14 protein-coding genes are annotated in these 12982 nt (G+C 56.0%); 7 read left to right on the forward strand and 7 right to left on the reverse strand.

Annotated elements, in window-relative coordinates:
• Window positions 1-134: 134 nt before the first annotated feature.
• On the reverse strand, window positions 135-374 hold the full coding sequence (locus tag ACXLHR_RS13975; RefSeq protein ID WP_458792004.1) for a hypothetical protein: 240 nt from the start codon (window positions 372-374) through the stop codon (window positions 135-137).
• Between ACXLHR_RS13975 and ACXLHR_RS13980 the strand changes: the two genes are divergently transcribed.
• The 6 genes from ACXLHR_RS13980 to ACXLHR_RS14005 all read left to right on the forward strand — a co-directional run bounded on the left by ACXLHR_RS13980 (window position 367) and on the right by ACXLHR_RS14005 (window position 6773).
• Entirely contained in the window at window positions 367-1107 is a 741-nt protein-coding gene (locus tag ACXLHR_RS13980; protein WP_458792005.1) for a class II aldolase and adducin N-terminal domain-containing protein, read from the forward strand. The two genes, ACXLHR_RS13975 and ACXLHR_RS13980, sit on opposite strands and share 8 nt — an antisense overlap.
• 3 nt (window positions 1108-1110) lie before the next feature.
• Complete coding sequence (locus tag ACXLHR_RS13985; RefSeq protein ID WP_458792006.1) at window positions 1111-2271, forward strand: acyl-CoA dehydrogenase family protein; 1161 nt, start codon at window positions 1111-1113, stop codon at window positions 2269-2271.
• The gene (locus ACXLHR_RS13990) at window positions 2268-4283 is read left to right on the forward strand and encodes an acetate--CoA ligase family protein (RefSeq protein WP_458792007.1); all 2016 of its coding nucleotides are present in this window, start codon (window positions 2268-2270) and stop codon (window positions 4281-4283) included. Before ACXLHR_RS13985 ends, ACXLHR_RS13990 begins: the two co-directional genes overlap by 4 nt.
• Entirely contained in the window at window positions 4280-5062 is a 783-nt protein-coding gene (locus ACXLHR_RS13995; protein WP_458792008.1) for a carnitinyl-CoA dehydratase, read from the forward strand. The genes ACXLHR_RS13990 and ACXLHR_RS13995 overlap by 4 nt, the downstream gene beginning before the upstream one ends.
• Window positions 5063-5070: 8 nt before the next feature.
• Window positions 5071-5931 (forward strand): SDR family oxidoreductase, encoded by an 861-nt coding sequence (locus tag ACXLHR_RS14000; RefSeq protein ID WP_458792009.1) that lies wholly within the window; start codon window positions 5071-5073, stop codon window positions 5929-5931.
• 71 nt (window positions 5932-6002) lie between these two features.
• Entirely contained in the window at window positions 6003-6773 is a 771-nt protein-coding gene (locus ACXLHR_RS14005; protein WP_458792010.1) for an ion transporter, read from the forward strand.
• Here the strand turns inward: ACXLHR_RS14005 and dxs are convergent.
• The 6 genes from dxs to ACXLHR_RS14035 are packed head-to-tail and all read right to left on the reverse strand — an operon-like array spanning window position 6770 to window position 11904.
• Window positions 6770-8680, reverse strand: coding sequence for a 1-deoxy-D-xylulose-5-phosphate synthase (gene dxs / locus ACXLHR_RS14010; RefSeq protein WP_458792011.1), 1911 nt, complete (start codon window positions 8678-8680; stop codon window positions 6770-6772). The two genes, ACXLHR_RS14005 and dxs, sit on opposite strands and share 4 nt — an antisense overlap.
• A gap of 9 nt (window positions 8681-8689) precedes the next feature.
• Window positions 8690-9589 carry a polyprenyl synthetase family protein gene (locus ACXLHR_RS14015; RefSeq protein ID WP_458792558.1) on the reverse strand — a complete coding sequence of 300 codons (900 nt, stop codon included), beginning with the start codon at window positions 9587-9589 and terminating at the stop codon, window positions 8690-8692.
• Window positions 9552-9788: an exodeoxyribonuclease VII small subunit gene (locus ACXLHR_RS14020; protein WP_458792012.1), complete on the reverse strand. Its 237-nt coding sequence runs from the start codon at window positions 9786-9788 to the stop codon at window positions 9552-9554. Before ACXLHR_RS14020 ends, ACXLHR_RS14015 begins: the two co-directional genes overlap by 38 nt.
• Window positions 9785-10708 carry a histone deacetylase family protein gene (locus ACXLHR_RS14025; RefSeq protein WP_458792013.1) on the reverse strand — a complete coding sequence of 308 codons (924 nt, stop codon included), beginning with the start codon at window positions 10706-10708 and terminating at the stop codon, window positions 9785-9787. The genes ACXLHR_RS14020 and ACXLHR_RS14025 overlap by 4 nt, the downstream gene beginning before the upstream one ends.
• A 9-nt stretch (window positions 10709-10717) precedes the next feature.
• Complete coding sequence (locus ACXLHR_RS14030) at window positions 10718-11422, reverse strand: response regulator (protein ID WP_458792014.1); 705 nt, start codon at window positions 11420-11422, stop codon at window positions 10718-10720.
• Entirely contained in the window at window positions 11419-11904 is a 486-nt protein-coding gene (locus ACXLHR_RS14035) for a MarR family winged helix-turn-helix transcriptional regulator (protein WP_458792015.1), read from the reverse strand. Before ACXLHR_RS14035 ends, ACXLHR_RS14030 begins: the two co-directional genes overlap by 4 nt.
• 167 nt (window positions 11905-12071) lie before the next feature.
• Here ACXLHR_RS14035 and ACXLHR_RS14040 point away from each other — a divergent pair, with 167 nt between their 5' ends.
• Window positions 12072-12941, forward strand: coding sequence for a branched-chain amino acid aminotransferase (locus tag ACXLHR_RS14040; RefSeq protein ID WP_458792016.1), 870 nt, complete (start codon window positions 12072-12074; stop codon window positions 12939-12941).
• Window positions 12942-12982: the final 41 nt, after the last annotated feature.

Genomic DNA, 12982 nt, shown 5'->3' on the forward strand with positions numbered 1-12982 from the left:
AAATTTTTGGAAACACGACAAATACGATTATCGCCATAAAAACTAACAGTTTTAAAAATGAAAATGGCGCGACGAACTCGCCTCGACCCACGATGGACGCATCCGCGACATGTATCAGCGGGGCCAAATCAACATCAAATCTCCTCGCGGAAACCAATCAAACGCACCCTCAAATGCACAGGCTCGAACACCCACTCCTGACCAGAACCCCAACATCGCATCAAAGTCATCGTAAGCAGGAACATGACGATCCACGGCAATCTTTCCAATTCCCACCAGACAATTACGCCACCAATTTCTAGCTGCTTTCGGGCTTGACCTGTCACCGCATGACCTGCCAGCGTGACCGCAATTAAGGGAACCAAAATGCGCAATACAATGGACCACTATCAAGATCGCGTTGATCTCGCCGCCGCCTTCCGCTGGACTGCGCGATTGAATATGCACGAAGGAGTCGCCAACCACTTCAGCTTCGCAATCAACGACGACGGCACCAAATTCCTGATGAACCCCAACCAGATGCATTTCAGCAGGATCAAGGCCAGCGACATGATCGTGGTCGACGCCAACGACCCCGAAACCCTACAAGGTCCAGATGCCCCCGACCCCACCGCTTGGGGGTTGCACGGCGGCATCCATCGCGGTGTTCCACACGCGCGCTGCGCCATGCACGTCCACTCGATCCACGCGACAGTTCTAGCAACTCTCGCCGACAGCACCCTGCCCCCTCTCGACCAGAACGCTTGCACCTTCTACGAGCGGCAAGTGGTCGATGAAAACTATGGTGGCTTGGCGTTCGAGGACGAAGGTGCGCGCTGCGCCACTCTGCTCACCGATCCCCTCAAAAAGGTTATGATCATGGGAAACCACGGCATCATGATCATCGGTGACACCATCGCAGACACCTTTAATAGACTCTATTATTTCGAATGCGCCTGCGAAGTTTACATCCGCGCCCTTCAAACCGGCCAACCGCTGCGCATGATCCCCCACGACATCGCACGCAAAACAGCGTCCGAGCTCGCCGACTACCCCGAACAAGACACACGCCACCTCAATGAACTCAAAGCTATCCTCGACCAGGAAAACTCTGACTATGCGGATTAAACAATGATTTACGGACTTACAGACGAAAACATCATGATCGCCGACACCGTGCGGTCCTTCGTTGAAAAAGAGATAATCCCACACGAGGAACTGGTTGAACGCACCGGCGAGGTCCCGCAAGAGATCGCGCAAGACATCAAACAAAAGACCCTTGATCTCGGTTTCTACGCCTGCAATTTTCCGGAAAGCGTCGGCTGTGCAGGCCTAAATCACCGCGAATTCGCCTTGGTAGAGCGTGAACTCGGTCGCGGCTCCATGGCACTCAATCACTTTTTCGGGCGACCACAAAACATCCTGATGGCCTGCAAAGACGATCAAATTGACCGCTACCTCATGCCCGCCGTGCGCGGCGAAAAAATGGACGCCCTCGCCATGACTGAACCGGGCGCAGGATCCGATGTGCGCGGCATGAAATGCAGCGCGGTGCGTGACGGTGGCGACTGGGTCGTGAACGGGACAAAACACTTTATATCGGGCGCCGAGCACGCCGACTTCATCATCGTTTTTATCGCAACCGGCGAAGACCAAACTCCACGCGGCCCGAAAAAACGGATCACAACCTTCCTCGTTGATCGCGGCACCCCCGGCTTCACAATCCGCGACGGCTACAAATCCGTCTCGCACCGTGGCTACAAAAACATGATCCTCGAATTTGACGACTGCCGCCTCCCCGACGCACAGGTCTTGGGCGAAGTAGACGGCGGCTTTGCCGTTATGAACGAATGGCTCTACGCCACACGGATCACAGTCGCGACAATGTCCGTCGGCCGCGCGCGCCGCGTTTTCGATTACGCCCTCAGCTACGCCGCGGAACGCGAACAATTCGGCCAACCCATCGGAAAATTTCAAGGCGTGAGCTTCCAACTTGCCGACATGATTACCGAAATCGACGCCGCCGACCTGCTGACCCTCGCCGCCGCCGACAGGCTCGACCAAGGCATCCCCGCCAACCGTGAAATCGCCAGCGCCAAACTCTACGCCTCCGAAATGCTGGGCCGCGTCACCGACGCCGCGATCCAGATCCACGGCGGCATGGGTCTGATGGACGATTACCCACTCGAACGTTTTTGGCGCGATGCACGGGTTGAGCGGATCTGGGACGGCACCTCAGAAATTCAACGCCACATCATCTCCCGCGATCTCCTGCGTCCCCTCGGCGCATGACACGCGACCTCTCGCGCCTGCTCCGCCCCACATCCATCGCCATCATCGGCGGCGGCGCATGGTGTCGCGCCGTCACCTCACAACTCATCAAATCAGGCTACAGCGGCCACATCTGGCCCGTGCATCCTAAAGGCGGCGAAATCAATAAAATCAGGGTCTACTCCAGCATAAATGACCTCCCTTCAGCCCCCGACGCCAGCTTCATCGGCATTAATCGGACCGCCACAATCGACACCGTTCAAACCCTCGCAGACATGGGTGCAGGTGGTGCCGTGTGCTTTGCATCGGGCTTCGCTGAGGTCGACGACGGCCACACCCTCAACACCCAACTCCTCAGCGCCGCAGGCAAAATGCCGATCCTTGGCCCGAACTGCTATGGCATAATTAACAACCTCGACGGCGCACTACTCTGGCCCGACCAACACGGCTGCACCCCTGTCACCAGCGGCGTCGCAATCCTCACTCAATCCTCAAACATCGCAATCAACCTCACCATGCAATCACGCGCGTTGCCAATCAGCTACGTCATCACCTGCGGCAACCAAGCCCAAACCACCCAAGCCGAAATCGCTCTTGGCCTACTCGACGACCCGCGCGTCACCGCAATCGGCCTGCACATCGAAGGGTTCGGCGACACAGCCGCATGGCAAAACCTCGCCCGCGCAGCCCACATCAAAAACATCCCACTCGTCGCACTCAAAGTCGGCAAATCCACCCAAGCCCAAGCGGCAACCATATCCCATACCGCCTCCCTCGCAGGCAGCGACGCGGGCGCAAACGCACTGCTAAAACGCCTCGGCATCGCACGCGTCGACGATCTACCAACCCTCATCGAAACTCTCAAAATTCTGCACGTCGCAGGCTCACTACCAAACACCAACATCGCCACAATTAGCTGCTCTGGCGGCGAAGCATCCCTCGCTGCCGACCTCGCACACGATCTCGATCTTACCTTCCCAGCGCTGAACAAAACCCAACACGCAGCCTTATCCAAGGCGCTTGGTCCCAAGGTCACCCTTGCCAATCCACTCGACTACCACACCTACATTTGGCGCGACACAGGCGCGATGACATCTGCATTTTCTGCCATGATAGACCCTGTTTTGGCCCTCACTATGCTGATCGTCGATTTCCCTCGCGACGACCGGTGCGACGCCTCAGACTGGGAATGCACCGTGCAAGCCGCGATCAACACACGCGCCCAAACCGGCGGCAACATCGCCATGGTCGCAACCCTGCCCGAACTCATGCCCGAATCCATCGCGCACCGCCTGATCGCTGGCGGCGTGATCCCCCTCAACGGATTACGCGAAGCACTCCACGCCGCGTCCCACGCGCAGGCCCAAACGCCAATCGACTTGCACCTCGACCTCGTCCAAGCAACCCAAAACACAGGCAGCCACCTCCTCAGCGAAACCCATGCAAAACTGGCACTCAGTAAACACGGGTTGCGCACCCCGGCGAACATCGCGACCAACGACATCACAAACACCGACATGTCTCACTTGCGCTTCCCCGTCGTCCTCAAAGGCACCGGTTTCGCCCATAAAACCGAAGCAGGCGCAGTCGCCCTCAACCTCCCGACCCCCCATTCCGTCATCGATGCGGCCGCCCTCATGAACACCGACAACTTCCTGATCGAGGAAATGGTCACCGATACCGTCGCCGAACTTCTTATCGGCATCATCAAAGACCCCGCACATGGCCTTGTCCTCACAATCGGCGCGGGCGGCATCTTAACCGAACTCCTACAAGACACCGTGTCGCTCCTCCTCCCCAGCAGCAAAGCAGCGATAGAACAGAGCCTAACAAAGCTAAAATGCCACAAACTCATCACAGGCTATCGCGGCAAACCCGCTGCAAACATCAACGCAATCATATCCGCAATACTTGCAATCCAAGACTATGCCCTTGCAAATATCGACATCATTGAAGAAGTTGAAATCAACCCGCTGATTTGCATACCAGATGCAGCCATCGCCGTAGACGCCCTGATTAGGATCGCAAAATGACCAACCCCATCAAAACCAAACGTGACGGGGCCATCCTGCACATCACCCTCGACCGGCCCAAAGCCAACGCCATCGATCTTGAAACCAGCAAAATCATGGGCGAGGTTTTCGCAGACTTCCGCGACGACCCCGACCTACGCGTGGCAATCATCACAGGATCAGGCGACAAATTCTTTTGCCCGGGCTGGGACCTGAAAGCAGCGAATGATGGCGATGCGGTTGACGGCGATTACGGCGTCGGCGGGTTCGGCGGCCTACAAGAACTGCGCGACATGAACAAACCGGTCATTGCGGCAGTAAACGGCATCGCATGCGGCGGCGGCCTCGAACTTGCACTCTCCGCCGACATCATCCTCGCCGCCGACCACGCCACATTTGCACTGCCCGAAATCCGCTCAGGCACCGTCGCCGACGCAGCCTCGATCAAACTTCCCAAACGCATCCCTTACCACATCGCGATGGAACTCCTGCTCACGGGCCGCTGGTTCGACACCACCGAAGCACTGAACTGGGGACTCATTAACCACGTTCATCCCGCCGACAAACTGCAAGCCGCAGCACTGGAAATGGCCAACCTCATTGCATCAGGACCACCACTCGTTTCTGCAGCAATCAAAGAAATCGTGCGCGACGCCGAAGACAGCAAATTCCAAGACAGCATGAACCGGATCACAAAACGGCAACTCGCCTCGGTCGACGTGCTTTACTCATCCGAAGACCAAGCCGAAGGCGCACGCGCATTCGCCGAAAAACGCGACCCCGTCTGGAAAGGACGCTAAGCCACGCCATGACAAAAACTCTCCTCTCATTTGGCCACGGCTACTCGGCACAAGCCCTCTCGCGCATCCTGCTCCCAAACGATTGGCGGATCATCGGCACCACACGAAACGAAGACAAAGCCGTGCAGATGATGGGCAACGGCATCGAACCGCGCATCTGGCCTGGCGCTGACATGATACCAGCCCTCAACGCCGCAACGCACATCCTGATATCCGCAGGTCCAAACGAGGGCGGAGATCCTGTTTTAGCTGCATTAGAGTCTGAAATCGCCAAACGCGCAGGCCAATTCGAATGGGTTGGCTACCTCTCCACAACCGGAGTTTACGGCAACCATGACGGCGACTGGGTCGACGAAACTGCCCCTCTTTCCCCTGCAACAAAACGCGGCGCTGCACGCGTACTAGCCGAAGCCGCGTGGCAATCAATCCCCGACCTTCCGCTCCACATTTTCCGCCTCGCCGGCATCTACGGCCCGGGTCGCGGTCCCTTCGCCAAATTACGAAACGGCACGGCACAACGGATCATCAAAGAAGGTCAGGTTTTCAGCCGCACCCACGTCGCCGACATCGCGCGCACCCTTGCAGCTTCGATCAAGCAACCAAACGCCGGCAACATCTACAACGTCTGCGACAACGACCCCGCACCACCGCAAGATGTGATCGCTTATGCCGCCAAGCTGCTCGGTTTACCTGTTCCAGAACCAATCTTTTTTGAAGACGCATCCATGAGCCCAATGGCCAAAAGTTTCTATGCCGAAAGCAAGAAAGTAAGTAACGACAAAATCAAAAACGAACTCGGCGTCGACCTGCTTTATCCCGATTACAAGTCAGGTCTAAAAGCGTTGTTTGCGCAGGAAATCGGCGGCTAATTACAAATCCGACCTTGCTGCCCCTGCCGCCTGCCACCATATGAGGATCTAACTTCAAACAAGGTTCTCAAATGTCACTTCGCCAGCGCACCAAAGATGTCTTGGCGCGGCCTCAGGTCGGTCAGTTTATCATTGGCATCATCATCCTGAATGCCATTACACTTGGCCTCGAAACCTCTGCCCCGATCATGTCCCGCGCAGGCACACTGATTGTCACGCTCGACAAAATCTTTCTGACAATTTTTATGATAGAGATCGCGGCAAAGCTGTTTGCCCACGGCTTTAACTTCTTCAGGCGCGGCTGGAACGTCTTCGATTTCGTCATTGTCGGCATTGCTATCATTCCGGGTGCGCAAGGGTTCTCGGTTTTACGCGCGCTGCGCATCTTACGAGTCCTACGCGTTATTTCCGTCGCACCATCCCTGCGACGCGTGGTCGAAGGCTTCGTATCCGCACTGCCAGGCATGGGATCAGTATTTGTGCTAATGGGCATCATTTTCTACATCGGTGCCGTCATGACAACAAAACTGTTCGGCGCCGATTTCCCCGAATGGTTCGGCACACTTGGTCGCTCGGGTTATTCACTCTTCCAAATCATGACGCTGGAAAGCTGGTCAATGGGCATCGTGCGACCCGTCATGGAAATCTACCCTTATGCATGGTTGTTCTTTTTACCGTTTATCATGGTCACGACATTCGCGGTGGTGAACCTCTTGGTCGGTCTCATCGTGAACTCAATGCAAGACGCACACCATCAAGATGACATTGCCGCCACCGACGCACACCGCGACGAAGTGCTGGCAAAACTCAATGCAATCGAGGCGCGGCTTGATAGGCTCTAGGCCTTTTTACTCATCATCGTAACGCCCAAAACATCCAAAACCTTGGCCTCGATATCCGCCGCATTCAGGCCCGCCATCGCGTACATATCGCGCGGGTCCGACTGATCGATAAACGTATCAGGCAACACCATCGAGCGGAACTTGAGGCCATGATCAAATACGCCTTCATCCGCCAATAACTGCGCTACATGCGATCCGAACCCGCCAACTGCGCCCTCTTCAATGCAAATTAGCGCCTCATGATCAGCCGCCAACTGCAAAATCAAATCGCGGTCCAGCGGTTTGGCAAAGCGCGCGTCAGCAATCGTAGGATTGATGCCCCTCAAGGCCAATGCCTCCGCCGCAACTTCAACCTCTTGCAACCTTGTCCCGAACGACAGTAGCGCCACCCGCGCGCCTTCGCGGATCATACGCCCCTTACCGATTTCCAGCAGCTCTGGCTCGGCAGGCATCTCGACCCCAACACCCTCACCACGCGGAAAACGAAACGCAATCGGACCATCATCATAGGCCGCAGCTGTCGCCACCATACGCACCAACTCCGCCTCATCGGCAGCGGCCATCACCACAAAACCAGGCAAATTCGCCAGAAACGCGACATCAAATGCACCCGCATGCGTGGCACCATCCGCCCCGACTAGCCCGGCGCGATCAATCGCAAACCGCACAGGCAACCGCTGGATTGCGACATCATGCACAACCTGATCATAGCCGCGCTGCAAAAACGTCGAATACAGCGCACAAAACGGACGCATCCCACCAGCGGCCAAACCTGCACTGAACGTCACCGCATGCTGCTCGGCAATGCCCACATCAAAACAGCGACTGGCATAACGCTCCATAAACTTATTCAACCCCGTGCCGTCGGGCATCGCCGCAGTCACAGCACAAATCGTAGGATCTAACGCGGCACATTTTAGCAGTGCCTCGGCAAAAACGCTGGTATAAGACGGCGCATTTGACGGCGATTTCTTCTGCTCACCCGTCACCACATTGAACTTGCCTGTCGCATGTCCCTTGTCGCGCGCCTTCTCGGCGGGGCCATACCCCTTACCCTTTTTAGTAATGGCATGGATCATAATCGGACCCGTCGCGCGATCCTTCACAGTACGCAAAACTTGCAACAACTGCTCCATATCATGACCGTCAATCGGCCCCAGATACGAGAACCCCAACTCCTCAAACAACGTCCCGCCAACAGTCATATGTTTGACCATATCCTTGGCACGACGGGCCCCTTCACGGAACGGCTCTGGCAATAATGACACCGCACCTTTGGCCGCCGCCTTCAATTCCTGAAACGGCTCACCGGCATATAAACGGCTCAAATATGACGACATCGCGCCAACGGGCTGGGCAATCGACATCTCATTATCGTTCAAAATCACGATCAAACGCTTGCCCAAATGACCCGCGTTATTCATCGCCTCATAAGCCATGCCAGCCGACATCGACCCGTCACCAATCACAGCAATCGCATCGCCGACGTTCCCGCCCAAATCCCGCGCAACGGCAAAGCCAAGCGCCGCCGAAATCGACGTGCTAGAATGCGCCGCACCAAACGGATCATACGGGCTCTCGGACCGCTTCGTGAAACCAGACAAGCCACCTTTCATACGAAGCGTGCGGATACGATCCCGCCGCCCCGTCAAAATCTTATGCGGATAACACTGATGCGACACGTCCCAGATAATCTTGTCTTTTGGCGCATCAAAAACCGCGTGCAAGGCAACGGTCAACTCGACCACACCCAGACCAGCCCCCAAATGACCGCCCGTCACAGACACCGCCGAAATCGTCTCGGCACGCACCTCATCCGCCAACTTGCGCAGCTCGCGATCGGTCAACGACTTCATATCGGCAGGCGATTGCACGCGGTCCAAAATTGGTGTCACTGGATTGGTCATATCAGCCTCTTACTTTCGACGGGCGACAACAAACCGCGCCGCCTCTTTCAACGTACCTGCATCGGCACCATAACACGACAGTGCATCACATGCCTCCGCGACCAATTGCTCAGCGTGGTCTTTAGCGCCCTGTAGCCCCAACAAAGACACGAACGTGGCCTTTCCAGCGCCGGCATCCTTACCAACAGCCTTACCAACCTCCGAGGCATCACCCTCGACATCCAACACATCATCCGCAATCTGAAACGCGAGGCCCAGCGCATCACCATAGGTGCGCAACGGATCCAAAGACGCATCCGCAATAATCGCACCCGCGATACAAGACCACGTTATCAACTCGCCGGTCTTGCCCTTTTGCAGCGCCTTAATGCCCGCAATATCCAACGGCACACCAGAGGTCTCGGCCGCAATATCGGCTGCTTGTCCGCCAACCATGCCGCCAGCACCAGCCGCACACGCCAACGACCTGACCAACGCAGCCTCAACAGCATCACCAAACTCCGTGCGGGTCAGGAATTCAAACGCCTTGGACTGAAGCGCATCACCCGCCAAAATTGCCGTTGCCTCATCCCACTTACGATGAACGGTCGGGCGACCACGGCGCATATCGTCATCATCCATGCAAGGCAGATCATCATGGATCAACGAATAGGTATGCATGCATTCAATCGCCGCCGCAGGCACCACAGCATGCGCAATAGGCACACCGTGCAACCGCGCACTCTCGATCACCAAAAATCCGCGAAGCCCCTTACCGCCCACAACTGCATACCGCATCGCATCGCCCAAATCACGGTTCAACGGTGACGCAAGGGCCTCACTTAAAAACCCTTGAACGCGCGTATTGGCATCCTGCAAGGCACTCTCGAAATCAGGCATCAAGCGGGGCCGTACCAACAGCATTGCCATCGCCATCCAGCGTCAGTTTGGCGACCTTCTCCTCGGCTTCCTTCAACTTATCCTGACAACGCTTGCGCAATTCCGCACCACGCTCATACAGCGCAATACTCTCATCCAGCGCCACATCGCCGCGCTCCAACTGGCCCACGACTTTTTCCAACGCGGCAATCGCCTGCTCAAAGCTCATGGCCTCAACTGCATCACTCATTCGGATCTCTCCCTCAAAACATTCACATGTGCGGCCGCACTGGCCCCTAAAGCTGCCAGATCATAACCGCCCTCAAGGCTCGATACCACCCGCCCCTTGCAATGACGATCCGCAAGATCACACAACCGCTCCGTCACCCAAGCAAAGTCATCAACATCCAAATTCATCCCCGCCAATGGATCATCCCGATGTGCATCAAATCCGGCAGAGATGATCAGAAGTTGAGGAGAAAACGCATCAACACGGGGCAAAACCACGCGCTCCATCACATCACGAAACGCCTTTGACCCGGCGCCCTCAGGCAATGGACAATTCAGCACATTATCAACACCAACCTCGTGCGCCATGCCCGTTCCAGGAAACAGCGGACTTTGGTGTGTAGAGCAAAACAGAATCCGCGCATCATCTTCAACCAGATCCTGCGTGCCATTGCCATGATGCACATCAAAATCCACAATCGCGACACGCTTCAAACCATGATGCTGCAACGCATATTTCGCAGCAATGGCCACATTCCCAAAGAAACAAAACCCCATCGGCACCTCGCGCTCGGCATGATGGCCGGGGGGACGCATCGCGACAAACGCATTACGCGCGTCACCCGCCATCACCATATCCACAGCACGGGTCATACCGCCAACACACCGAAACGCGGCCTCCAACGTGCCGACAGACATATGGGTATCAGCGTCCAAACTCCGCCAGCCACTCTCAGGCGCCGCCGCACGTATTGCGTCCACGTGCGCCTTGGGGTGAGCCAACAAAATGTCATCCTCCGCCCCAAGCGGCGCCTTCACCCGCAACAGATCCATATCCGTCAGCGCGCCCAAAACCGCATCCAATCTGGCAACCTGCTCAGGATGACCAGTTGGCATCACATGCCCGTAACAGGCATCATGGGTAATCAATGCAGTTGTCATGCGACCTCCTTAAACGTCAGGGGCCAACATATACCCTTCACCGCGCACCGTCTGCAAATACCTCGGCTGCTTGGGATCGGCCTCAATCTTGCGACGCAAACGCGTGATCTGAACATCAACGGCACGCTCTTGGGTCTGACTACCCGAACGGCTCAATTCCTCAACCAATGTTGCACGACTAATCGGCGTCGAAGGCTGGGCGCTAAAAATCTTCATCAACTGCCCTTCGGTTGCAGTCAAACGCACTTGGCTGTCCCCCTGCCACATCTCACCACGCTCAATATCGTAACGAACGTCACCCAAATCCAACACCTTAGGCGCAACAACCGCAGGCTCGGCGGCAGGCACACGGCGCAAAATTGCATTGATACGCAACAACAATTCCTTCGGCTCAAACGGCTTGGACAGGTAATCGTCCGCACCAGCTTCTAACCCCGCAATCCGCTCGCCCGTCTCACCCTTGGCCGTCAGCAACATAATCGGTGTGGTCAATGTCTGGCGTAAATCACGACACAGGGTCAGACCATCCTCGCCCGGCATCATCACATCCAGCACGATCAGATCAAACTCCAACCCCATCAAAACACGACGCGCATGGGCGGCATCACGAGCAGTCGACACCAAAAAACCCGACCGCATCAAAAACTTCTGCAACAACCCGCGAATCCGCTCGTCATCATCAACAATCAACAGGTGTGCATCATCCGCCATCATTCCGCCTTACCCTTCATCGCCACATAGTGCTGGCGTATATCTTCATCCATCATCGCCTCTAACACCTCACGAAACCCCGCAACCGCCTCTGGCCCTGCCGCGCGGTATGCTGCACGCATGCGATCCCGCTGCGCATCCGATAGTTCGCGCTCCAACGCTACACCAGCTTCTGTCAAACTCAAATGTCGCTCGCGTTTATCTATACGACCAACAGTGCTCGATACCAAACCGTCTGCGATCAACGTACGCAACACGCGATTGAGCGATTGTTTTGTAACACCAAGGATGACCAGTAAATTGCTCACCGTTGTTCCGGGGCTGCGCTGTATGAAATGCATGGCCCGATGATGGGCCCGCCCATACGTCTTGCCCGTCAAAATCCGGTCAGGATCAGCAGTGAACCCGCGGTAAGCAAAAAACATCGCCTCAATACCAACGCGCACCTGCTCGTCTGTCAAAAACAACAATGCCTGTCCGCTCATTGGTGGTCCGCTCTTCGCCATAACATTCCCCTAATTCTTACCCAACAATAAGTCAGCTTTGTTGACATTCCAACAATCAAGAGTTAGCGATTTCTAGAAATTTCGTAACATAGTGTCCACTCCGGACCTATTTACGCAACTAATGCAAATCTGAACGAGGAAACGACATGGCAGGCGCATATGATGATCGGGACGGCAAAATCTGGATGGACGGCAAACTTATTGAATGGCGCGACGCAAACGTCCACATTCTGACCCATGCCATGCACTACGCCTCTTCTGTTTTCGAAGGCGAGCGCTGCTACTCCGGCAAAATATTCAAATCCCGCCAACATACCGAACGCCTGCACACTTCGGCCAATCTCATCGACTTTGAAATCCCGTTTTCCGTCGACGAAATCGAAGCCGCCAAAATGGAAACCCTGCGCGCAAACGGCCTGACCGATGCCTACCTGCGCCCCGTCGCATGGCGCGGCTCTGGCGAGGACATGGGCGTCGCTGCAAAACGTAACCCCGTCCACCTCGCCATCGCCGTCTGGGAATGGGGCAACTACTACGGCGACGCAAAAACCAAAGGCGCAAAACTCGACATCGCCAAATGGAAACGCCCGTCACCCGAAACCGCACCGTCGCAAGCCAAGGCCGCAGGTCTCTACATGATCGCCACAATGTCCAAACACGCGGCAGAGGCCAAAGGCTGCTCTGACGCGCTCATGTTCGATTACCGCGGCTACGTGGCAGAGGCGACAGGCGCAAACATGTTCTTCGTGAAAAACGGCGAAGTGCACACCCCAACCCCCGACGCCTTCCTCAACGGCATCACCCGCCAAACCGTCATCGACATGCTGCGCGAGAAAAACATCAACGTGATCGAACGTCACATCATGCCCGAAGAACTCGAAGGCTTCGAGCAATGCTGGCTCACAGGCACCGCCGCCGAAGTCACCCCCGTAGGCCAAATCGGCGACTACAACTTTGAAGTCGGGGCAATGGCGTTGGATATTTCAGCAAGCTACGAAAAACTGGTGCGAGAATAACTCAAAATCGAACCGGTACGAAACGGAGTACTGTTAAAAAA

This window comes from Yoonia sp. MH D7, from assembly GCF_054439475.1.

Bases quoted from the DNA above. Each gene is read 5' to 3' on its own strand.
- ACXLHR_RS14025 (WP_458792013.1), bottom strand. From the start codon at position 10,708: ATGACAACTGCATTGATTACCCATGATGCCTGTTACGGGCATGTGATG.
- ACXLHR_RS14020 (WP_458792012.1), bottom strand. From the start codon at position 9,788: ATGAGTGATGCAGTTGAGGCCATGAGCTTTGAGCAGGCGATTGCCGCG.
- ACXLHR_RS14000 (WP_458792009.1), top strand. From the start codon at position 5,071: ATGACAAAAACTCTCCTCTCATTTGGCCACGGCTACTCGGCACAAGCC.
- ACXLHR_RS13995 (WP_458792008.1), top strand. From the start codon at position 4,280: ATGACCAACCCCATCAAAACCAAACGTGACGGGGCCATCCTGCACATC.
- ACXLHR_RS13985 (WP_458792006.1), top strand. From the start codon at position 1,111: ATGATTTACGGACTTACAGACGAAAACATCATGATCGCCGACACCGTG.
- dxs (WP_458792011.1), bottom strand. From the start codon at position 8,680: ATGACCAATCCAGTGACACCAATTTTGGACCGCGTGCAATCGCCTGCC.
- ACXLHR_RS14040 (WP_458792016.1), top strand. From the start codon at position 12,072: ATGGCAGGCGCATATGATGATCGGGACGGCAAAATCTGGATGGACGGC.
- ACXLHR_RS14005 (WP_458792010.1), top strand. From the start codon at position 6,003: ATGTCACTTCGCCAGCGCACCAAAGATGTCTTGGCGCGGCCTCAGGTC.
- ACXLHR_RS14015 (WP_458792558.1), bottom strand. From the start codon at position 9,589: ATGGCAATGCTGTTGGTACGGCCCCGCTTGATGCCTGATTTCGAGAGT.
- ACXLHR_RS14030 (WP_458792014.1), bottom strand. From the start codon at position 11,422: ATGATGGCGGATGATGCACACCTGTTGATTGTTGATGATGACGAGCGG.
- ACXLHR_RS13980 (WP_458792005.1), top strand. From the start codon at position 367: ATGCGCAATACAATGGACCACTATCAAGATCGCGTTGATCTCGCCGCC.
- ACXLHR_RS14035 (WP_458792015.1), bottom strand. From the start codon at position 11,904: ATGAGCGGACAGGCATTGTTGTTTTTGACAGACGAGCAGGTGCGCGTT.
- ACXLHR_RS13990 (WP_458792007.1), top strand. From the start codon at position 2,268: ATGACACGCGACCTCTCGCGCCTGCTCCGCCCCACATCCATCGCCATC.